The organism is Streptomyces africanus, assembly GCF_030816955.1.
Classification (GTDB): domain Bacteria; phylum Actinomycetota; class Actinomycetes; order Streptomycetales; family Streptomycetaceae; genus Streptomyces; species Streptomyces africanus.
Window position 1 is genome coordinate 1879576 of the sequence record NZ_JAUSYP010000001.1, and the last position, 21234, is coordinate 1900809.

Here is a 21234-nt window from a genome sequence, read left to right on the forward strand (position 1 = left end):
CAGTACCCCACCCCTGCCCGCCCCCGCGGCCGGCTGAGCCCATGGGTGCCGGTCGCGTCTTCGCGTACGGCGCCGCCGCCGGTCTGATCGGTGACCTGCTGCTCGGCGATCCCCGCCGAGGACATCCGGTCGCCGTGTTCGGGCGGGCCGCGGGGGCCGTGGAACGGGTGTTGTGGCGGGACCACCGCGGGTGGGGCGCGCTGCACACCGCGGTGTGCGCCGGAGGCGCCGTCGCGCTCGGGGGCGTCGCCTCGCGTGCCGTGAGGGACTCCGCCGTCGCGTCCGTCGCGCTGACGGCTGCCGCCACCTGGGCCGTGGTCGGGGGGACTTCGCTCGCGCGGGAGGCGCAGGCCATCGGGGGTGCCCTGGAGGCGGGGGACGTCGAAGGGGCCCGGGCGCGGCTGCCGCATCTGTGCGGGCGGGATCCGCAGACGCTCGACGCCGACGGGATCGCCCGGGCCGTGGTCGAGTCCGTCGCCGAGAACACCTCCGACGCGGTCGTGGGCACGCTCGTGTGGGGGGCCATCGGCGGTGTGCCGGGGCTCCTCGGGTTCCGGGCCGTCAACACCCTCGACGCCATGGTCGGGCACAAGTCGGCCCGCTACCGGCGCTACGGGTGGGCCTCCGCACGGCTGGACGATCTCGCGGGCTGGCCGGGGGCCCGGCTGACCGCCGTGCTCGCGGCCCTGGCGGGAGACGATCCACGGGGAGCGGTGCACGCCTGGCGTGCCGATGCCGACCGGCATCCGAGCCCCAACGCCGGGCCCGTGGAGGCCTCGTTCGCGGGGGCGCTCGGGGTGCGGCTGGGCGGGACCCTGTCGTACGGCGGGCGCGTCGAGCACCGGCCCGTGCTCAACGGCGCCGGGCGCCCCGTCGCCACCCGGGACATCGAACGGGCCGTACGGCTGTCCAGGCGGGTCGGCTGGCTCGCGCTCGGCGTCTGTGTCGCCGCGCGCCGTATCGCGAAAGGGCGTACGTCATGACGGGCGGTGGGCTTCTCGTCGCCGGTACCACCTCCGACGCCGGCAAGAGCGTCGTGACCGCCGGGATCTGCCGGTGGCTGGTGCGGCAGGGCGTCAAGGTCGCGCCCTTCAAGGCGCAGAACATGTCCCTCAACTCCTTCGTGACGAAGGAAGGGGCCGAGATCGGGCGGGCGCAGGCCATGCAGGCGCAGGCCTGCCGCGTCGAGCCGACCGCGCTGATGAACCCGGTGCTGCTCAAGCCCGGCGGCGAGAGCAGCAGCCAGGTCGTGCTGCTGGGCAAACCGGTCGGGGAGCTCAGCGCACGCGGGTACCACGGCGGACGGCAGCAGCAACTGCTCGGGACCGTGCTGGACTGTCTGGAGCAGTTGCGGGGCACGTATGACGCGGTGATCTGTGAGGGGGCGGGCAGTCCCGCCGAGATCAATCTGCGGCGGACCGACATCGTCAACATGGGGATCGCCCGCAACGCCGGGCTCCCCGTGCTCGTCGTCGGCGACATCGACCGGGGCGGTGTCTTCGCCTCGTTCTTCGGAACCGTGGCGCTGCTGTCGCGCGAGGACCAGGAGTGCGTCGCCGGGTTCCTCGTCAACAAGTTCCGGGGGGACGTCTCCCTGCTGGAGCCGGGTCTCGACATGCTCCAGGGCCTCACCGGGCGGCGTACGTACGGCGTCCTGCCCTTCCGGCACGGGCTGGGGATCGACGAGGAGGACGGGCTGCGCGTCTCCCTGCGGGGGACGGTCCGTGAGTCCGTCGTCGCCCCGCCGGTCGGCGAGGACGTGCTGCGCGTCGCCGTGTGCGCCGTTCCGCTGATGTCCAACTTCACGGACGTCGACGCGCTGGCCGCCGAACCCGGTGTCGTCGTGCGGTTCGTGGACCGGCCGGAGGAACTCGCCGACGCCGACCTCGTCATCGTGCCCGGGACCCGCGGGACCGTCCGTGCGCTGGAGTGGCTGCGCGAGCGGGGGCTCGCCGAGGCCCTGGTCCGCAGGGCCGCCGAGCACCGGCCCGTCCTCGGGATCTGCGGCGGTTTCCAGATCCTCGGCGAGCACATCGAGGACGACGTGGAGAGCCGCCGGGGCCATGTCGAGGGGCTCGGGGTCCTGCCCGTGCGGGTGCGGTTCGCCCGCGAGAAGACCCTCACCCGGCCGGAGGGCGAGGCCCTCGGGGAGCGCGTCGAGGGGTACGAGATCCACCACGGGGTCGCCGACGTCCAGGGCGGCTCCGCCTTTTTGGACGGCTGCCGGGTCGGCCAGACCTGGGGCACGCACTGGCACGGCTCGCTGGAGTCGGACGGGTTCCGGCGGGCCTTCCTGCGCGAGGTGGCGGCCGCCGCGGGGCGCCGCTTCGTGCCCGCGCCCGGCACCTCGTTCGCCGCGCTGCGCGAGGAGCAGCTCGACCGGCTCGGCGACCTGATCGAACAGCACGCGGACACGGACGCGCTGTGGCGGCTCATCGAGTCGGGCGTGCCGCGAGGACTGCCCTTCATTCCACCGGGAGCACCCGCATGAGCACTGTGTTGTTGTTGTCGACCGCCGACACGGACCTGCTGGCGGCCCGGGCCGCCGCCGGCGCCTCGTACCGGATCGGCAACCCGACCCGCGTGGACGTCGGGGAGGAACTTCCGGCCCTCCTCGACGGCGCGGACATCGCCGTCGTACGGCTCCTCGGCGGCAAGCGGGCCTGGGAGGACGGGCTCGCCGCGCTGAAGGCCTCGGGCGTCCCGACCGTGCTGCTCGGCGGCGAGACGGTGCCCGACGCGGAGCTGATGGCCGAGTCGTCGGTGCCGGCCGGTGTCGTGGCGGAGGCGCTGAAGTACCTCGTGGAGGGCGGGCCGGCCAACCTCACCGAGCTGGCGCGGTTCCTGTCCGACACCGTGCTGCTCACGGGCGAGGGCTTCGCCGCGCCCCAGCGGATGCCGGAGTACGGCGTCCGCGGCGAGCGCGCGCGGGTCGAGGGCCGGCCGACCGTCGGCGTGCTCTTCTACCGGGCGCACGAGCTGAGCGGCAACACCGCCTTCGTGGACACCCTGTGCGATGCGATCGAGGCGCGGGGCGCCAACGCGCTTCCGGTGTACTGCGGTTCGCTGCGCGGGGCCGACGCGGGGCTGTACGAGATCCTCGGCCGGGCGGACGCCCTCGTCGCCACCGTCCTCGCCGCCGGCGGCACCCACGCCTCGCAGGCCTCGGCCGGCGGTGACGAGGAGTCCTGGGACATCGGCGCCCTCGCCGAGCTGAACATCCCCGTGCTGCAAGGGCTGTGCCTGACGTCCTCGCGGAGCGCCTGGGAGGCGTCCGACGCCGCCCTCTCCCCCATGGACGCCGCGATGCAGGTGGCGATCCCGGAGTTCGACGGTCGGCTGATCACCGTGCCGTTCTCGTTCAAGGAGCAGGGCGCGGACGACGTGCCCGTGTACGTCGCCGACCCGGAGCGGGCCGCGCGGGTCGCCGGGATCGCCGTACGGCACGCGCGGCTGAAGCACAAGGCGAACGCCGAGAAGAAGCTCGCGCTCGTCTTCACCGCGTACCCGACCAAGCACTCGCGGGTCGGCAACGCCGTCGGGCTGGACACCCCGGCCTCGGCCGTGCGGGTGCTGGACGCCCTCAAGGACGCCGGGTACGGCCTCACCGAGTACCCTGACCACGGCGACGAGCTGATCCACCGGCTCATCGAGGCCGGCGGGCACGACGTGGAGTGGCTGACGGAGGAGCAGCTGTCCGCCGCGCCCGCGCGGGTGCCGCTGGTGGACTACCGGGCCTGGTTCGACAAGCTCGACCCGGAGCTGAGGGACGCCATGACCGAGGCGTGGGGCGAGCCGCCGGGCAACCTCTACGTCGACGGGGACGACATCGTGCTGGCGTCCCTGCGGTTCGGGAACGTCGTGGTGATGATCCAGCCGCCGCGCGGCTTCGGCGAGAACCCCATCGCGATCTACCACGACCCGGACATGCCGCCCTCCCACCACTACCTGGCGGCCTACCGCTGGCTGGAGAACAGTTTCGGCGCCGACGCGATCGTGCACATGGGCAAGCACGGCACGCTGGAGTGGCTGCCCGGCAAGGGCCTCGGGCTCAGCGGCGGCTGCGCCCCGGACGCCGTGCTCGGGGAGCTGCCGCTGATCTACCCCTTCATCGTCAACGACCCCGGCGAGGGCACCCAGGCCAAGCGGCGCGGGCACGCCACGGTCGTCGACCACCTGGTGCCGCCGATGGCCCGCGCCGACACCTACGGCGACCTGGCCAAGCTGGAGCAGCTCCTGGACGAGTACGCGCTCGTCTCCGACCTGGACCCGGCGAAGGCCCCGGCCGTGCGCGCGCAGATCTGGACCCTCGTGAAGGCCGCCGAGCTCCATCACGACCTGCATGTCGACGAGCAGCCGGACGACGAGGCGTTCGACGAGTTCGTCATGCACATCGACGGCTATCTGTGCGAGATCAAGGACGTGCAGATCCGCGACGGCCTGCACATCCTGGGCGGCGGCCCGGTCGGCGAGCCGCGCGTCAACCTCGTGCTGGCGGTGCTGCGCGCCTCGCAGGTGTGGGGCGGCCAGGCCAATGCGCTGCCCGGGCTGAGGGCGGCGCTGGCGCAGCACTTCGGGCTGGTAGAGAAGGAGCTGCTGGCCGAGCCGGGCGCTCCGGTGAAGGTGCCGGCGGAGCTGACGGAGCTGGTGGCGGGCCCGGCGCGCACCGCCGCCGACGCGATCGACCTGCTGGAGCAGCTGTGCCGGCGGGTCGCGGAGGGCATGGAGGAGCGCGGCTGGGCGGTCGCCGAGGCCCCGGCGCTGGTCCGGGAGGTGCTCGGCGGGGAGGTCGCCGACGCCGTGGCGGTGCTGGAGTTCGCCTGCGCGGAGGTCGTGCCGCGGCTGGCCAGGACCACCGACGAGATCGGGCACATCCTGCGGGCCCTGGACGGCGGTTACGTCCCGGCGGGCCCCTCCGGCTCGCCGACCCGCGGTCTGGTCAACGTCCTGCCGACGGGGCGCAACTTCTACTCCGTCGACCCCAAGGCGATCCCGTCCCGGCTGAGCTGGGAGGTCGGGCAGTCGCTCGCGGACTCGCTGGTGCAGCGGTATCTGACCGACACGGGCGAGTACCCGAAGTCCGTCGGCCTGACGGTGTGGGGCACCTCGGCCATGCGCACCCAGGGCGACGACATCGCCGAGATCCTGGCGCTGCTGGGCTGCCGGCCGGTGTGGGACGACGCCTCGCGCCGGGTGACCGGGTTCGAGGTGATCTCCCCGGAGGAGCTCGGCCGGCCGCGCATCGACGTGACGGTCCGGATCTCCGGCTTCTTCCGGGACGCGTTCCCGCACGTGGTGGGGCTGATCGACGACGCCGTCCGCAAGGTCGCCGAGCTGGACGAGCCCGCCGAGCAGAACTACGTCCGGGCGCACGCGGATGAGGACACCGCCGAGCACGGCGACCGGCGCCGGGCGACCGCCCGGATCTTCGGCTCCAAGCCGGGCGCGTACGGGGCCGGTCTGCTGCCGCTGATCGACGCGCGCAACTGGCGCTCCGACGCGGACCTCGCCGAGGTGTACGCGGTGTGGGGCGGCTACGCCTACGGGCGGGGCCTCGACGGGCGGGCCGCGCGCGGCGACATGGAGACGGCGTTCCGGCGGATCGCGGTCGCCGCGAAGAACGTCGACACGCGTGAGCACGACCTCGTCGACGCCGACGACTACTTCCAGTACCACGGCGGCATGGTCGCCATGGTCCGCCATCTGACGGGCGCGAGCCCCGAGGCGTACGTCGGTGATTCGGCCACCCCGGACCAGGTGAAGACCCGCACGCTGGGCGAGGAGACGCACCGGGTGTTCCGCGCCCGGGTGGTCAACCCGCGCTGGATGGCGGCCATGCGGCGGCACGGCTACAAGGGCGCCTTCGAGATGGCCGCGACCGTGGACTACCTGTTCGGGTACGACGCCACGGCCGGGGTCGTGGACGACTGGATGTACGAGAAACTCAGCGCCGAGTACGTCTTCGACCCGGAGAACCGGGACTTCATGAAGACGTCCAACCCGTGGGCGCTGCGCGGCATCACCGAGCGGCTGCTGGAGGCCGCCGACCGCGGACTGTGGGCGGAGCCGGACGCGGAGACGCTGGAACGGCTGCGTGCCACGTACCTGGAGCTCGAAGGCGACTTGGAAGGTGACGACAAGTGAGCACCCCGTTCCCGTTCACGGCCGTGGTCGGCCAGGACGACCTGCGGCTCGCGCTGCTGCTGAACGCCGTGTCGCCGGCGGTCGGCGGTGTGCTGGTGCGCGGTGAGAAGGGCACCGCCAAGTCGACCGCCGTGCGGGCGCTGTCCGCGCTCATGCCGGAGGTCGCCGTCGTCCCCGGGTGCCGCTTCTCCTGCGACCCCGCCTCCCCCGACCCCGCCTGCCCGGACGGACCGCACGCGCCGGGAACCGCCGGCCGGTCCCGTCCGGCCCGGATGGTCGAACTGCCCCGTCGGTGCCTCGGAGGACCGGCTGGTGGGCGCACTGGACATCGAGCGGGCGCTGTCGGAGGGCGTGAAGGCCTTCGAGCCCGGCCTGCTGGCCGACGCGCACCGCGGCATCCTCTACGTGGACGAGGTCAACCTCCTCCACGACCACCTGGTCGACCTGCTGCTGGACGCGGCCGCGATGGGCGCCTCGTACGTGGAACGCGAGGGCGTCTCCGTACGGCACGCGGCGCGGTTCCTGCTCGTCGGCACCATGAACCCCGAGGAGGGCGAGCTGCGGCCGCAGTTGCTCGACCGTTTCGGGCTGACCGTCGAGGTCGCGGCCTCGCGGGAGCCCGACCAGCGGGTGGAGGTCGTCCGGCGGCGGCTCGCCTACGACGCCGATCCGGACGGTTTCGCGACCCGGTGGGCGGACGAGGAGGCCGACGTACGGGCGCGGATCGTGGCGGCGCGGGAGTTGCTGCCGTCCGTGCGGCTGGGCGACGGGGCGCTGCGGCAGATCGCGGCGACCTGCGCGGCCTTCGAGGTCGACGGAATGCGCGCCGACATCGTGATGGCGCGGACGGCGACCGCGCTGGCGGCCTGGGCCGGGCGTACGGACGTGCTCGCGGAGGACGTCCGGCAGGCCGCGCTGCTCGCGCTGCCGCACCGGCGGCGGCGCAACCCCTTCGACGCGCCGGGTCTTGACGAGGACAAGCTGGACGAGACCCTGGAGGAGTTCTCCGGGGACGACGACCCGGACCCGGACCCCGACCCTGACCAGGGTCCGGACGGGCCCGGCGGAGGCGGCGGGGACGGCGGGCAGCCGGAGCCCGAGGACGGGCCCCAGGGTGATGACACCGGGGCCACGCCCGAGGCCGGGGAGAACGGGCAGCCGCAGCCGTCGGGCGCCGGTGAGCAGTCGGCCGTACGGGCGGCCGAGCCGTTCCGGACCAAGGTGCTGAGCGTGCCCGGGATCGGCGAGGGTGCCGCCGGGCGGCGCTCGCGGGCCCGGACCGAACACGGGCGCACGACCGGGGCCCGGCGCCCGAGGGGCGCGCTCACCAAGCTGCACCTGGCGGCGACCGTGCAGGCCGCGGCACCGCACCAGCGGGCGCGCGGGCGGTCCGGGCCGGGTCTTGTCGTGCGCCGGGACGATCTGCGGCAGGCGACCCGCGAGGGGCGCGAGGGCAATCTCGTGCTGTTCGTCGTGGACGCCTCCGGTTCGATGGCGGCGCGGCAGCGGATGAGCGCCGTGAAGGGGGCCGTGCTGTCGCTGCTGCTGGACGCGTACCAGCGGCGCGACAAGGTGGGCCTGGTGACGTTCCGGGGTTCGGGGGCGGACGTCGCGCTGCCGCCGACCTCGTCCGTGGACGCGGCGGCCACCCGGCTGGAGTCGCTGCCGACCGGCGGGCGCACGCCGCTGGCCGCCGGGCTGCTGCGCGCGCACGACGTGCTGCGGGTGGAGCGGCTGCGGGATCCGGCGCGGCGGCCGCTGGTCGTGCTGGTGACGGACGGGCGGGCCACCGGCGGCCCGGAGCCGGTCGCCCTGGCCGGGCGGGCGGCACGGCTGTTCGCGGCCGAGGGCGTCGCGTCCGTCGTCGTGGACTGCGAGTCGGGGCCGGTGCGCCTCGGGCTCGCCGGGCAGCTCGCCGGTGAGCTGGGCGGCACCGCCGTGACGCTGGACGAGCTGCGGGCCGACTCGATCGCCGGGCTGGTCAGGGATGTGCAGGGGACTTCGAGGAGGGCCGCGTAATGCCGCAGGGACAGCCGAGTGTCGTTCCGGACGACGGTCTGACGACCCGACAGCGCCGGAACCGGCCGCTGGTCGTCGTGCACACGGGCGTCGGCAAGGGCAAGTCGACCGCCGCCTTCGGGCTCGCGCTCAGGGCCTGGAACCAGGGCTGGCCGATCGGGGTGTTCCAGTTCGTCAAGTCGGCGAAGTGGAAGGTCGGCGAGGAGAACGCGCTGCGCGTGCTCGGTGCCTCCGGCGAGGGCGGGTCCGTCGCCTGGCACAAGATGGGCGAGGGCTGGTCCTGGGTGCAGCGCGACGCGCAGCTGGACAACGAGGAGAAGGCCCGGGAGGGCTGGGAGCAGGTCAAGCGGGACCTGGCGGCGGAGACCTACCGGCTGTACGTGCTGGACGAGTTCGCCTACCCGATGCACTGGGGGTGGGTCGACACGGACGAGGTCGTGGACGTCCTGCGCAACCGGCCCGGTACCCAGCATGTGGTGATCACGGGGCGCAACGCTCCGGAGAAGCTCCTGGACTTCGCCGACCTCGTGACCGACATGTCCAAGGTGAAGCACCCGATGGACGCCGGGCAGAAGGGGCAGAGGGGCATCGAGTGGTGATGTCCTCGTCCGTGCCCCGGCTGGTCGTCGCCGCGCCCTCGTCGGGCAGTGGCAAGACCACCGTCGCCACGGGGCTGATGGCCGCGTTCGCCGCGCGGGGGCTCGCCGTGTCCCCGCACAAGGTCGGGCCGGACTACATCGACCCCGGGTACCACGCGCTCGCGACCGGGCGGGTGGGGCGGAACCTCGACGCGTATCTGTGCGGGCCTGAGCTGGTCGGGCCGCTGTTCCTGCACGGGGCGCGCGGGTGCGATCTCGCTGTCGTCGAGGGTGTGATGGGGCTGTACGACGGGGCCGCCGGGGAGGGGGAGCTGGCCTCCACGGCTCATGTCGCGAAGCTGTTGCGGGCGCCGGTGGTGCTGGTCGTCGACGCGTCGTCGCAGTCGCGGTCGGTGGCGGCGCTGGTGCACGGGTTCGTCTCCTGGGATCCGGAGGTGCGGGTCGGGGGCGTGATTCTGAACAAGGTCGCGTCGGACCGGCACGAGGTGATGCTGCGGGAGGCGTTGGAGCAGACGGGCGTGCCGGTGCTCGGGGTGCTGCGGCGGGCTCCGCAGGTGGACACGCCGTCGCGGCATCTGGGACTGGTGCCGGTCGCCGAGCGGCGGGCCGAGGCGGTGGAGGCGGTGGCGGCGATGGCCGCGCAGGTCTCCGACGGTTGTGATCTGGACGCGTTGGCGGGGCTGGCCCGGAGTGCGGGGGTGTTGTCGTGCGAGGCCTGGGATGCGGCTGAGGCTGTGGCTTCCTCGCCCCCGCCGCCCCTACCCGTCCCGTCCTCCAGGGGCTCCGCCCCTTCGACCCCGCCAGGGGACTCCGCCCCCTGGACCCCCGATCGGCCTGAACGGCCTCGTCCTCAAACGCCGGACGGGCTGGTTGTCGCCGTCGCCGGTGGTGAGGCGTTCACCTTCTCCTACGCCGAGAACACCGAGCTGCTCGCCGCCGCCGGTGCCGACGTCGTGCCCTTCGATCCGCTGCGGGACGAGGAACTGCCCGAAGGGACGCGGGGGTTGGTGATCGGGGGCGGGTTCCCCGAGGTGTACGCCGCCGAGCTGTCCGCCAACGAACCCCTGCGCAAGGCCGTAGCCCACCTGGCGGAGAGCGGTGCGCCCGTGGCCGCCGAGTGTGCCGGGCTGCTGTATCTGTGCCGGGAGCTGGACGGGCAGCCGATGTGCGGGGTGCTGGACGCCGGGGCGCGGATGACCGGGCGGCTGACCCTGGGGTACCGGGACGCGGTGGCCGTCGGCGACAGTGTGCTCGCGGCGGCCGGTACACGGATGCGCGGGCACGAGTTCCACCGGACCGTCGTGGAGCCCGGGGCGGGGGCCGAACCCGCCTGGGGCCTTCGGACCCCTCGGCGTCGGGTCGAGGGGTTCGTGCGGCGCGGTGTGCACGCCAGCTATCTGCACACGCACTGGGCGGCACAGCCCGGTGTCGCCCGTCGGTTCGTGGAGAGGTGCCGGACGTCATGAGCAGCAGGCTGGTCGGGGTCGGGGTCGGGCCCGGGGATCCGGAGCTGGTGACCGTCAAGGGCGTGAACGCCCTGCGGGAAGCCGAGGTCGTGGTCGTTCCCGTGATGGACACCGGAGAGCGCGGGCGGGCCGAGGCGACCGTGTTGCACTACGTGCCCGAGGAGAAGGTCGTCCGGGTCGTGTTCGCGCTGAACGAGCGCAGCGACCGGGCGCGGCGCGAGGCGGCCTGGGACGCGGCGGGCGAGCGGGTGGCCGAGCTGCTGCGCGGGCACGGTTCCGTCGCCTTCGCCACCATCGGGGACCCCAACGTGTACTCCACGTTCACCTATCTCGCGCAGACGGTCGCCGGGCTGGTGCCGGGGACCGTCGTCGAGACGGTGCCCGGGATCACCGCCATGCAGGACCTCGCCGCGCGGTCGGGCGCCGTGCTGACCGAGGGGACCGAGCCGCTCACGCTGGTGCCCGTCACGGCGGGCGCGACGGTGCTCAAGGAGGCCCTCGCCGGGCCCGGGACGGTCGTCGCCTACAAGTTCGGCCGGCAGGCGCGCGAGGTCGCCGAGGCGCTGCGGGAGACCGGGCGGATCGGCGACGCGGTGTGGGGGTCGGCGCTGGGGCTGACGGAGGAGTCGATCCGGCCGGCCGCCGACCTGGACGGCACTCCCCTGCCCTATCTGTCGACGCTCATCTCCCCCGCGCGGCGCGACGGCGGGCGCGGCGGAAAGCTCTGACCGGCCCGTGCATCACCCCGCCTACCGGAACCCCCCTGTACGAGAGGACCAACCCATGGCCGACGCCCCCACCGGCAAGGTGACCTTCGTCGGTGCCGGCCCCGGCGCCGCCGACCTGCTGACGTTCCGCGCCGCGCGCGCCATCGCCGAGGCCGACGTGGTGATCTGGGCGGCGAGCCTGGTCCAGGCGGAGGTTCTCCAGCACGCGCGCGAGGACGCCGAGATCCTCGACTCGGCGGCCCTGTCCCTGGAGGACGTGGTGGCCGTGTACGAGCGGGCGCGCGAAGAGGGGCTGAAGGTGGCCCGGATCCACTCGGGTGACCCCGCCCTGTGGGGCGGCACCCAGGAGCAGCTCGACCGGTGTGCCGAGATCGGCCTCGCGACCGAGGTCGTGCCCGGGGTGTCCGCCTTCTCCGCCGTCGCCGCGCTCGCGCAGCGCGAGCTGACCATCCCCGAGGTCGCGCAGTCCGTCGTCCTGACCCGGCTCGGCGGCGGCAAGACGCCCATGCCGCCCGGGGAGGAGGTCCGCGAGTTCGCCCGGCACGGCACCACCATGGCGATCTTCCTCTCCGCCGCCCGCAGCGGGCAGCTCGTGCGGGAGCTGCTGGAGGGCGGTTATCCGACGACGACCCCGGTCGTGGTGGCGTACCAGGCGACCTGGCCGGAGGAGCTGATCGTGAAGTGCACGATCGGCACGCTGGAGGAGACGGTCAAGGAACACAAGCTCTGGAAGCACACCCTGTTCCTGGTCGGCCCGGCGCTCGACGCGCACGGCACGCGCTCGCACCTCTACCACCCGGGTCACTTCCACGGCTACCGCAAGGCCGACCCGGAGGCCCGCAAGGCCCTGCGCGAACGGGGTGCCCGTACATGATCGTCCGGCCTGTCGTACGTGTCGTACGTGTCGAACGTGTCGCAGCAATCGTAGAAATCGCAGAAGGAGTCGCCCAGTGATCGGCCTCATTTCCGCCACGGCGGCGGGAGCGGCCGCGCGGGACCGGCTGGCCGCCGCGTGGCCGGACCGCACGCGCGTGTACGAGGGTCCCGTCGGGGAGGCGGTACGGGCCGCGTTCGGGCAGTGCGAGCAGCTCGTGTGCTTCCTGGCGACCGGCGCGGTGGTGCGGCTGGTGGCGCCGCTGCTGTCCGGCAAGACGGCGGACCCGGGCGTGGTGTGCGTCGACGAGGGGGGCCGGTTCGCGGTGTCCCTGCTGGGCGGGCACGCCGGCGGGGCCAACGAACTCGCCCGGGAGGTCGGGGAGGTGCTGGGTGCCGAGCCGGTCGTGACCACGGCGACGGACGCGGCGGACCTGCCCGGCCTGGACACCCTCGGCCTGCCCGTGGAGGGCGATGTCGCCGGGGTCTCCCGGGCGTTGCTCGACGGTGAGGCGGTGGCGCTGCGGGCCGACGTGGCCTGGCCGCTGCCGCCGCTCCCGGTGGCTGCCGAGGGGTCGTACACGATCCGGCTGACCGACCGGCTCGTCCAGGCGGCCGAGCGCGAGGTGGTGCTGCGCCCGCCGTCGCTGGTCGTCGGGGTCGGGGCGTCGAAGGGTGCCCCCGCCGAGGAGGTGCTCGGGCTGATCGAGGGCGTCCTGCGGGAGGCCGGGCTGTCCGCCGCGTCGGTCGCCGAGCTCGCCACCGTCGACGCCAAGGCCGAAGAGCCCGGCATCGTCGAGGCCGCACGGCGGCTCGGTGTGCCCCTGGTGACGTACTCCGCCGGCGAGTTGGCCGAGGTGGACGTGCCCAATCCGTCCGACGCGCCGCTCGCCGCCGTCGGCACCCCCTCGGTCGCGGAGGCCGCCGCCCTGGTGCGCGGGGGCGAACTCCTCGTCCCCAAGCGGAAGTCGGCCGCGAGCCCCGCCATGGCGACCTGTGCCGTCGTACGGCGGCCGGGGCGCGGGCGGCTCGCGGTGGTCGGGCTCGGGCCGGGTGCCCGGGACCTGCTGACGCCGCGGGCGAAGGCGGAGCTCCGGCGCGCCTCCGTGCTCGTCGGGCTCGACCAGTACGTCGACCAGATCCGCGATCTGCTGCGGCCCGGCACCCGGATCCTGGAGTCGGGGCTGGGGGCCGAGGAGGAGCGGGCGCGCACGGCCGTCGAGGAGGCCCGCGCGGGGCGGGCCGTCGCGCTGATCGGCAGCGGAGACGCGGGCGTGTACGCCATGGCCTCCCCCGCGCTCGCCGAGGCCTCCGACGACATCGACGTGGTCGGCGTGCCCGGTGTGACGGCGGCGCTCGCGGCCGGGGCGATCCTGGGCGCGCCGCTGGGCCACGACCACGTGTCGATCAGTCTGTCCGACCTGCACACGCCGTGGGAGGTCATCGAGCGGCGGGTACGGGCGGCGGCCGAGGCCGACATCGTGGTGACGTTCTACAATCCGCGTTCGCGCGGCCGCGACTGGCAGCTGCCCAAGGCGCTGGGCATCCTCGCCGAGCACCGGGCGCCTGCGACGCCGGTCGGTGTCGTGCGCAACGCCTCGCGGCCGGACGAGTCCGCCCGGCTCACGACGCTGACCGCGCTCGACCCGGCGACGGTCGACATGATGACGGTCGTCACCGTGGGCAACACCGCGACCCGCGAGATCGCCGGGCGCATGGTGACACCGCGGGGCTACCGCTGGCAGGAGGAGCCCGAGTGAACCGCGCCGTCCACCACCCCACGTCCGCCGAGGAGAACCTGTGACCACCCCGCCCGCCCTGCTCATCGCCGGCCACGGCACCCGTGACGACGCCGGAGCCGAGGCGTTCCGCGACTTCGTCCGGGAGCTGGCGGCCCGCCACCCGGAACTGCCCGTCGCGGGCGGCTTCATCGAACTGTCCCCGCCGCCGCTGGGCGAGGCCGTCACCGAGCTGGTGGAGCGGGGCGTGCGGCGGTTCGCCGCCGTGCCGCTGATGCTGGTGTCCGCCGGGCATGCCAAGGGCGACATCCCGGCGGCGCTGGCCCGCGAGCAGGAGCGGCACCCCGGGATCTCGTACACGTACGGGCGTCCGCTCGGCCCGCATCCGACGCTGCTGAACGTGCTGGAGCGGCGGCTGGACGAGGCGCTGGGCGGCGCCGCGGGGCGCAGGCCGGGTGACCGGGCCGATGTGACGGTGCTGCTGGTGGGGCGCGGGTCGACGGACCCGGACGCCAACGCCGAGGTGCACAAGGCGGCGCGGCTGCTGTGGGAGGGGCGCGGGTACGCGGGGGTCGAGACGGCGTTCGTGTCGCTGGCGGCGCCGGACGTGCCGAGCGGCCTGGACCGGTGCGTGCGGCTGGGCGCCCGCCGGATCGTGGTGCTCCCCTACTTCCTGTTCACGGGCATCCTGCCGGACCGGGTGCGGCTGCAGACGGAGGGCTGGGCGGCGGCGCACCCGGAGGTCGAGGTGCGCTCGGCCGACGTCATCGGGCCGGAGCCGGAGCTGCTGGACCTGGTGTGGGAGCGGTACACGGAGGCCGTCGAGGGCGATCTGCGGATGAACTGCGACTCGTGCGTGTACCGCATCGCGCTGCCGGGCTTCGAGGACAAGGTGGGGCTGCCGCAGCAGCCGCACTTCCACCCGGACGACGACGGCCACCACCACGGGCACGGGCACCACCACGGGGCGCACTCCCATGCCCACTGACGGCGGGCACGATCTGCGGCACCACGGGGACGCGGAGGTCCGGGACGACGGCGGCTCGCTCGTCGACCTCGCCGTCAACGTCCGCGCGGACACCCCGCCGGCGTGGCTGCGGGAACACATCGCCGCGTCGCTGGGCGGCTTGGCGGCCTACCCGGACGGGCGGGCCGCCCGCGCGGCGGTGGCGGCGCGGCACGGCCTGCCGGTGGAGCGGGTGCTGCTGACGGCGGGGGCGGCGGAGGCGTTCGTGCTGCTGGCGCGGGCGCTGAAGGTGCGCCGGCCGGTCGTGGTCCACCCTCAGTTCACGGAGCCGGAGGCCGCGCTGCGGGACGCGGGGCACACGGTCGACCGGGTGCTGCTGCGGGAGGAGGACGGCTTCCGGCTGGACCCGGCGGCCGTCCCCGAGGCCGCGGACCTGGTGGTGATCGGCAATCCCACGAACCCGACGTCGGTGCTGCACCCGGCGGACGTGATCGCCTCCCTCGCCCGGCCGGGGCGGCTGCTGGTGGTGGACGAGGCGTTCATGGACGCGGTGCCGGGCGAGCGGGAGTCCCTCGCGGACCGTGTCGACGTGCCCGGCCTCGTGGTGCTGCGCAGCCTGACCAAGACGTGGGGGCTGGCGGGCCTGCGGATCGGGTACGTGCTCGCGGCGCCGGAGACCGTCGAGGACCTGGAGCGGGCGCAGCCGCTGTGGCCGGTGTCGACACCGGCGCTGGCCGCGGCGCGGGCGTGCGTGGGGCCACGGGCGGTGGCGGAGGCGGCTCACGCGGCGTACCGCATCGCCGCGGACCGGGCCCATCTGCTGGCGGGCCTGGCCCGCTTCGCCCCGGCCGGGCTGCGGGTGGTGGAGCCCGCGCAGGGCCCGTTCGTCCTGATCCGGCTTCCGCACGCGGCGGCCGTCCGCGCCCGTCTGCGCGACCTCGGCTACGCCGTGCGGCGCGGGGACACCTTCCCCGGCCTGGACGGGGAGTGGCTGCGGCTGGCGGTGCGGGACCGGGCGACGGTGGACGGGTTCCTGCGGGCGCTGGAGCGTGCGGTGGCGGGCTGACGGCTCACCGCCGGGCGGTTCCGGACGTCTCCCGCGCGATGGGTGTGCCGTTCGCGGGGCGGCGGGTCAGCAGGACGCTGGTGACGGCGACCCAGAGCCCGCCGGCCGCGAAGGCGATGTAGCCGACCCAGGGGATGAAGACCAGCACACCGAGGACGACGGCTGCCCAGGCCAGCCAGTGGGGCAGCGGGCTGACGGCGGCGCGGAAGGTGGCCAGGCCCGCGCCCAGCAGCAACAGGCCCATGCCGCCGACGAAGGGGATGAAGAAGTCCTCGTTGAAGGTGTTGAGGGCCTGGAGCGCGGGGCCGGAGGCCGTCGGTTCGCCTGCGAGGTCCACCAGGGCCAGGGTCAGCGTGGCCCCGGTCAGGAAGCCGATGGCGAGCAGCAGCCCGCCGCCGATGACCACCCGGTGCAGCCAGCCGCCGCCCGCCGGGACGTCGCGTACGACACCGGCCAGGTGGGCGGCGAAGAAGACGATGAACACCGCCGCGAGCACCAGCAGGTACAGGCTCGCCCACGTCTGGCCCTGGTGATCCTCGTAGAACGCCCTGACCTCACGGCCGGTGGCGTCAAAGCCGGGTGTGTCGCCGAGCAGCGCGAAACCGGTGAGGGTCAGGATGACGGCCAGCAATCCGCTCAGAGGTGCGACGCGCATCGGAACCTCCCGCTCCGGCAGGGTTCGTCCTCGCCTTCCACGCTCTCAGAGGTCCAGGTGCCCGGCCATCCGGGACCGGGAGGCCCCCCGGCCGGCACCTACCCGACCACGCGCCCGTTCAGCACCACCCGGCGCGGCGCGGTCAGCACGCCCACGTCCTTGCGCGGGTCCTCGTCGTAGACGACGAGGTCGGCCGGGGCGCCCTCGTCCAGGCCGGGGCGGCCGAGCCAGGCCCGGGCCGTCCAGGTCCCCGCCGCCAGGGCCTCGACGGGCGGGATGCCGGCCGTGACCAGTTCGGCGACCTCCGCCGCCGCGAGGCCGTGGGCGAGTCCGCCGCCGGCGTCGGTGCCGACGAAGACCGGGATCCCGGCGTCGTAGGCGCTGCGTACGGTGTCGTAGCGGCGCTCGTGGAGCCGGCGCATATGGGCCGACCAGCGCGGGAACCGGGCCTCGCCGCCGTCGGCGAGCTGCGGGAACGTCGCGATGTTGACCAGGGTCGGGACGATGGCGACGCCCCGTTCGGCGAACAGCGGGATGAGGTCCTCGGTCAGTCCCGTGGCGTGTTCGACGCAGTCGATGCCCGCCTCTACGAGGTCCTGGAGGGAGTCCTCCGCGAAGCAGTGGGCGGTGACCCGGGCGCCCAGGCGGTGTGCCTCGGCGATCGCCGCCTCGACCGCCCCGCGCGGCCAGCAGGCCGACAGGTCGCCGAGGTCGCGGTCGATCCAGTCGCCGACCAGCTTCACCCAGCCGTCGCCGCGCCGGGCCTCCTGGGCGACGTAGGCGACCAGGTCGTCCGGCTCGATCTCCCAGGCGTAGTTGCGGATGTAGCGGCGGGTGCGGGCGATGTGCCGCCCGGCGCGGATGATCTTCGGCAGGTCGTCGCGGTCGTCGATCCAGCGGGTGTCGGAGGGCGAGCCCGCGTCGCGGATCAGCAGCGTGCCCGCGTCCCGGTCGGTCAGCGCCTGCTTCTCGGCGACGTCCTGCGGGACCGCGCCGTGCCGGTCGAGTCCCACGTGGCAGTGCGCGTCGACGAGGCCGGGCAGGGCCCAGCCCCGGACGGTACGGATGTCACGGGCGCCGGCGGGACGGTCGTAGGAGATCCGGCCGTCGACGACCCACAGCTCGTCGCGGACCTCGTCGGGTCCGACGAGCACCCGTCCCTTCACGTGCAGCACCGTGCGATCGCTCATGTACGGCACCCTAGCCAGCCGCTAGTCGGCCTTGCCCACCTGGTCCGAGGTCTCCTCCTCCACCTCGGCCATGGCGGGGTCGAGGAGGCGGGAGAGGAAGTGGCGGGTGCGGTCGTGGCGCGGGTTGCCGATGACCTGCTCGGGGGTGCCGTCCTCGACGATCACGCCGTCGTCCATGAAGACGACCCGGTCGGCGACCTCGCGGGCGAAGGTCATCTCGTGGGTGACGACCATCATCGTCATTCCCTCGTCGGCGAGCATGCGCATCACCGCGAGGACGTCGCCGACCAGTTCGGGGTCCAGCGCCGAGGTCGGCTCGTCGAACAGCATCACCTCGGGGCCCATGGCCAGGGCCCGGGCGATGGCGACGCGCTGCTGCTGGCCGCCGGAGAGGGAGGAGGGGTAGGCGGCCGCCTTCTCGGACAGGCCCACGCGCGCCAGGTTCTCGGCGGCCACCTGCGCGGCCGCCGCCTTGTCGCGGCGGAGCACCCGGCGCTGCGGCAGCGTGAGGTTTTCGGTCACCGTGAGGTGCGGGAACAGGTTGAACTGCTGGAAGACCATGCCGATGCGGCGGCGTACGGCGTCGATGTCGACGTCCGGGTCGGTCAGTTCCGTACCGCCGACGAACACCTGGCCCTTGGTCGGCTCCTCCAGCAGGTTCACGCAGCGCAGCAGCGTCGACTTGCCGGAGCCGGACGGGCCGATGACGCAGACGACCTCGCCCCGGCCGATCTCCAGGTCGATGCCGCGCAGCACCTCGTTGGCGCCGAACGACTTGTGCAGCGCGCGTACCTCGATCTCGGGTCGGCTCATGTGACGGCCTCCTGGGCCTTCGCCTCCATGCGGCGTACGACGAAGCCGAGCGGGATCGTGACCAGCAGGTAGCAGAGTCCGGCGACGAGGATCGGCGTGGAGTTTGCGGTCTGGCTGGCCAGGTCCCGGCCGAACTTGGACAGTTCGCGCTCCTCCAGGGTGACCCCGAGGAACAGCACCAGCGAGGAGTCCTTGAACAGCAGCACCAGTTCGTTGGTGAGCGGCGGCAGGATGATGCGGAACGCCTGCGGGATGATGATGGAGATCATGGCCCGCGCGGGCGAGAAGCCGAGCGAACGGGCCGCCTCCAGCTGCCCCTTGGGCACGGCCTGGATGCCGGCGCGGATCGTCTCGGCCATGTACGCGGCGGCCACCAGGCCGAGCGCGAGAGCGACCTTGCCGTACGTGCCGCCGACGATCTCGGTGCCGGGGAAGGCCAGCGGCACGGCGACGCCGATGAAGATGAAGATCAGCAGGGCGGGCAGGCCGCGGAAGATCTCGATGTAGATCCCGGCGAGCCAGCGGTACGGGCCCACGGAGGACAGCCGCATCAGCGCGATCACCATGCCGAGGGCGAGCCCCACCGCGAAGCCGGTCACCGTGTAGAGCACGGTGTTCTTCAGCGCCAGCGTGATGACGTCCGGGAACATGCGCTCGGCGATGTCCGCCTGCGCGAACTGGTTCTGGAGCCGGCCCCAGTCCGCCGAGACCGCGAAGGCGATCACGGCCCCGACGAAGACGGCGTACTGGACACCGCGCGAGAGGCTGCGCTTCTGCCGCCGGGTGAGGCCCTTCTTCTTGGGCTGGACCCCGGGCGTGGCGGTGTCGGTCATGAGGCGGCCGGCGACGCGGCGGACTCGTCGTAGGGGCCGATCCACTGCTCGTACAGCTTCTTGTACGTGCCGTCGGTCTGGGCGTCCTTGATCGCCTTGTTGATGGCGGCGCGGAGCTTGGTGTTGCCCTTCTTCACCGTGAAGCCGTACTGCTCGCCGGTCTCGAGGTTGTCGACGACCTTGAAGGCGTCGGCGTTGGCCTTGTCCTTGAGCCAGCCCTGGACGACGGGGTAGTCGATGACGACGGCCTGGACCTGGCCGGTGCGCAAGCCGTTGAGGACGGCGTCGGAGGACTCGAAGGAGACCGGGTCGAGGCCCTTGCTCTTGGCGTAGTCCTCACCGGTCGTCTGTGCCTGGGCGCCGAGCTTCTTGCCCTTGAGGGCGGCGAAGGAGCCGATGCCGCTCTTCTTGTCGACCAGCACGGCCTGCGTGGCGTTGAAGTACGGGTCGGAGAAGTCGACGTTCTTCTTGCGCTCCTCGGTGATGGTCATGCCGGCGGCGGCGAGGTCGCACTGGCCGGCGTTGAGGGACCCGCCGGTCTTGAAGTTCTCGAAGGGCTGGTCGACGATGTCCTGCTGCACGCCCAGGTCCTTGGCGACCAGGTCGATCAGCGACACGTCGAAGCCCTGGACCTTGCCGTCGATCTCCGACTGGAACGGCGGATACGGCAGGTGGGTGCAGGTGGTGAGCTTGCCCGCCTTGACGAGCTCGACGCCGCCCGCGGCCGTCTTCTTGCCGCTGCCGCCGTCGTCGGTGGAGGTGCAGCCGGCCACGAGCAGCAGCCCGGCCGTCGCGGTGGTGGCGGCCAGGATGCGGGCCCGGTGCCCGGGGTGCGTGTTCACGGCGAGCCTCCTGTGAGTGAACTGTGGGTTCTGATCATAAGGAGAAGTTTGGGCTCCTCAAAACAATCCGATGGCTGCGGAGCCGCCGGACCTGGGAAGTCGCCGGTCGCAGCGGGCCGGGGCGCGGCGGTTACGCTCGTTCCCGTTGTTCCCGCGAGTAGTCCCCGTACGTGAAGAGAGTGCCACCGTGACGCATCCGTTTCTGGACCTGGCCCCGCTCGGTGCGGACCGTTTCGCCGCGATCGAGGACCGGGTGGCCCGGCTGCTGAGCACCGAGCAGGACGTCGTGATCATGCAGGGCGAGGCGCTGCTGCCGCTGGAGGGCGCGATCCGTGCCGCGGCCGGTCCGGGCACGACGGCCCTGAACGTCATCACGGGCCCGTACGGACAGACCTTCGGCGACTGGCTGCGGGACTGCGGGGCGACGGTGGTCGACCTGGCGGTGCCCTTCCACACGGCGGTCACGGCCGAGCAGATCCGGCAGGCCTTCGCCGAGCACCCGGAGATCGACTTCGTGTCGCTGGTGCACGCGGAGGCGGCGACCGGCAACACCAACCCGGTCGCGGAGATCGGCGAGGTGGTGCGGGCGCACGGGGCCCTGTTCTACCTGGACGCGGTGGCGTCGATCGGTGCCGAGCCGGTGCTGCCGGACGCGTGGGGCGTGGATCTGTGCGTGATCGGGGCGCAGAAGGCGATGGGCGGGCCGGCGGGGGTGTCGGCCGTGTCGGTGAGCGAGCGGGCCTGGGCCCGGATGGTGGCGAACCCGGGGGCGCCGCGCCGTTCGTATCTGTCGCTGCTCGACTGGAAGGAGCGGTGGATCGACGGCGGCCGCAAGGCGCTGCTGCACGCTCCGGCGCAGCTGGAGATGCTGGCGCTGGAGGCGTGCGTGGAGCGGATCGAGGCGGTGGGGCCGGACGCCGTGATGGCCCGGCACGCCCGTGCCGCGGCGGCCACGCGGGCCGGGGCGGTCGCGCTCGGTGGCGGGCTGGAGCCGTATGTGCACGAGGCGCGGGACGCGGCGCCCGTCGCGACGACGCTCCGGGCGCCGTCCGGGGTCGTGGCGTCGGAGCTGGTGGCCAGGGCGTTTCAGGCGGATCCGGCGGTGCCGCTGGCCGCCGGCGGGGGTGCGCTGGCCAAGGAGATGATCCGGGTCAATCACTACGGGGCCGATGCGACGCCGGGGGCTGTGCGGGCGAGCCTGGCGGCGTTGGGGGCCGCGCTCTCGGAGGCGGGGCTGTCGGTGGATGTGGCGGGGGCACTGCGGGCGGCCGAGGAGGCGTGGCGGTAGCCGGGGCCCGCC

16 protein-coding genes and 1 pseudogene are annotated in these 21234 nt (G+C 73.7%); 12 read left to right on the plus strand and 5 right to left on the minus strand.

Annotated elements, in window-relative coordinates; all coding sequences use genetic code 11:
* Window positions 1-41: 41 nt before the first annotated feature.
* The 11 genes and pseudogenes from QF034_RS08830 (at window position 42) to cobC (ending at window position 15601) form a co-directional block, all read left to right on the plus strand.
* Entirely contained in the window at window positions 42-983 is a 942-nt protein-coding gene (locus QF034_RS08830) for a cobalamin biosynthesis protein (protein WP_307174398.1), read from the plus strand.
* Entirely contained in the window at window positions 980-2491 is a 1512-nt protein-coding gene (locus QF034_RS08835; RefSeq protein WP_307174399.1) for a cobyric acid synthase, read from the plus strand. The genes QF034_RS08830 and QF034_RS08835 overlap by 4 nt, the downstream gene beginning before the upstream one ends.
* Window positions 2488-6144 (plus strand): cobaltochelatase subunit CobN, encoded by a 3657-nt coding sequence (gene cobN / locus QF034_RS08840; protein ID WP_307174400.1) that lies wholly within the window; start codon window positions 2488-2490, stop codon window positions 6142-6144. Before QF034_RS08835 ends, cobN begins: the two co-directional genes overlap by 4 nt.
* A pseudogene (locus QF034_RS08845) lies at window positions 6141-8163 on the plus strand (putative cobaltochelatase). The gene cobN and the pseudogene QF034_RS08845 overlap by 4 nt, the downstream one beginning before the upstream one ends.
* Window positions 8163-8762 carry a cob(I)yrinic acid a,c-diamide adenosyltransferase gene (gene cobO / locus QF034_RS08850; protein WP_307174402.1) on the plus strand — a complete coding sequence of 200 codons (600 nt, stop codon included), beginning with the start codon at window positions 8163-8165 and terminating at the stop codon, window positions 8760-8762. Before QF034_RS08845 ends, cobO begins: the two are co-directional and overlap by 1 nt.
* Window positions 8762-10228 (plus strand): cobyrinic acid a,c-diamide synthase CobB, encoded by a 1467-nt coding sequence (locus QF034_RS08855; protein WP_307174403.1) that lies wholly within the window; start codon window positions 8762-8764, stop codon window positions 10226-10228. Before cobO ends, QF034_RS08855 begins: the two co-directional genes overlap by 1 nt.
* A complete protein-coding gene (gene cobI, locus QF034_RS08860; protein WP_307174404.1) occupies window positions 10225-10956 on the plus strand; it encodes a precorrin-2 C(20)-methyltransferase in 732 nt (243 codons plus the stop codon). The genes QF034_RS08855 and cobI overlap by 4 nt, the downstream gene beginning before the upstream one ends.
* Before the next feature lie 55 nt (window positions 10957-11011).
* Complete coding sequence (cobM, locus tag QF034_RS08865; protein ID WP_307174405.1) at window positions 11012-11830, plus strand: precorrin-4 C(11)-methyltransferase; 819 nt, start codon at window positions 11012-11014, stop codon at window positions 11828-11830.
* Window positions 11831-11906: 76 nt separating this feature from the next.
* Window positions 11907-13589, plus strand: coding sequence for a precorrin-3B C(17)-methyltransferase (gene cobJ, locus QF034_RS08870; RefSeq protein ID WP_307174406.1), 1683 nt, complete (start codon window positions 11907-11909; stop codon window positions 13587-13589).
* Window positions 13590-13629: 40 nt separating this feature from the next.
* Window positions 13630-14556, plus strand: coding sequence for a sirohydrochlorin chelatase (locus QF034_RS08875; protein WP_307174408.1), 927 nt, complete (start codon window positions 13630-13632; stop codon window positions 14554-14556).
* A complete protein-coding gene (gene cobC, locus QF034_RS08880; protein WP_307174409.1) occupies window positions 14546-15601 on the plus strand; it encodes an Rv2231c family histidinol phosphate aminotransferase CobC in 1056 nt (351 codons plus the stop codon). Before QF034_RS08875 ends, cobC begins: the two co-directional genes overlap by 11 nt.
* A gap of 4 nt (window positions 15602-15605) precedes the next feature.
* On the opposite strand, the gene QF034_RS08885 is transcribed toward cobC, so the two are convergent.
* The 5 genes from QF034_RS08885 to QF034_RS08905 form a co-directional block, all read right to left on the minus strand.
* Window positions 15606-16256 (minus strand): hypothetical protein, encoded by a 651-nt coding sequence (locus tag QF034_RS08885; protein ID WP_307174410.1) that lies wholly within the window; start codon window positions 16254-16256, stop codon window positions 15606-15608.
* 98 nt (window positions 16257-16354) lie between these two features.
* Window positions 16355-17446, minus strand: a complete 1092-nt coding sequence (locus tag QF034_RS08890; RefSeq protein WP_307174411.1) for an amidohydrolase family protein — start codon at window positions 17444-17446, stop codon at window positions 16355-16357.
* A 21-nt stretch (window positions 17447-17467) separates the two neighbouring features.
* Entirely contained in the window at window positions 17468-18259 is a 792-nt protein-coding gene (locus QF034_RS08895; RefSeq protein WP_307174412.1) for an amino acid ABC transporter ATP-binding protein, read from the minus strand.
* On the minus strand, window positions 18256-19092 hold the full coding sequence (locus QF034_RS08900) for an amino acid ABC transporter permease (protein WP_307174413.1): 837 nt from the start codon (window positions 19090-19092) through the stop codon (window positions 18256-18258). Before QF034_RS08900 ends, QF034_RS08895 begins: the two co-directional genes overlap by 4 nt.
* Entirely contained in the window at window positions 19089-19934 is an 846-nt protein-coding gene (locus QF034_RS08905; protein ID WP_307174414.1) for a transporter substrate-binding domain-containing protein, read from the minus strand. Before QF034_RS08905 ends, QF034_RS08900 begins: the two co-directional genes overlap by 4 nt.
* Window positions 19935-20121: 187 nt before the next feature.
* Here QF034_RS08905 and QF034_RS08910 point away from each other — a divergent pair, with 187 nt between their 5' ends.
* Window positions 20122-21222, plus strand: coding sequence for a pyridoxal-phosphate-dependent aminotransferase family protein (locus QF034_RS08910; protein WP_307174415.1), 1101 nt, complete (start codon window positions 20122-20124; stop codon window positions 21220-21222).
* The last annotated feature ends 12 nt before the right edge of the window (window positions 21223-21234 follow it).

Bases quoted from the DNA above. Each gene is read 5' to 3' on its own strand.
- cobC (WP_307174409.1), top strand. From the start codon at position 14,546: ATGCCCACTGACGGCGGGCACGATCTGCGGCACCACGGGGACGCGGAG.
- QF034_RS08895 (WP_307174412.1), bottom strand. From the start codon at position 18,259: ATGAGCCGACCCGAGATCGAGGTACGCGCGCTGCACAAGTCGTTCGGC.
- QF034_RS08900 (WP_307174413.1), bottom strand. From the start codon at position 19,092: ATGACCGACACCGCCACGCCCGGGGTCCAGCCCAAGAAGAAGGGCCTC.
- cobI (WP_307174404.1), top strand. From the start codon at position 10,225: ATGAGCAGCAGGCTGGTCGGGGTCGGGGTCGGGCCCGGGGATCCGGAG.
- QF034_RS08830 (WP_307174398.1), top strand. From the start codon at position 42: ATGGGTGCCGGTCGCGTCTTCGCGTACGGCGCCGCCGCCGGTCTGATC.
- QF034_RS08855 (WP_307174403.1), top strand. From the start codon at position 8,762: ATGTCCTCGTCCGTGCCCCGGCTGGTCGTCGCCGCGCCCTCGTCGGGC.
- QF034_RS08885 (WP_307174410.1), bottom strand. From the start codon at position 16,256: ATGCGCGTCGCACCTCTGAGCGGATTGCTGGCCGTCATCCTGACCCTC.
- cobM (WP_307174405.1), top strand. From the start codon at position 11,012: ATGGCCGACGCCCCCACCGGCAAGGTGACCTTCGTCGGTGCCGGCCCC.
- QF034_RS08835 (WP_307174399.1), top strand. From the start codon at position 980: ATGACGGGCGGTGGGCTTCTCGTCGCCGGTACCACCTCCGACGCCGGC.
- cobN (WP_307174400.1), top strand. From the start codon at position 2,488: ATGAGCACTGTGTTGTTGTTGTCGACCGCCGACACGGACCTGCTGGCG.
- cobO (WP_307174402.1), top strand. From the start codon at position 8,163: ATGCCGCAGGGACAGCCGAGTGTCGTTCCGGACGACGGTCTGACGACC.
- QF034_RS08890 (WP_307174411.1), bottom strand. From the start codon at position 17,446: ATGAGCGATCGCACGGTGCTGCACGTGAAGGGACGGGTGCTCGTCGGA.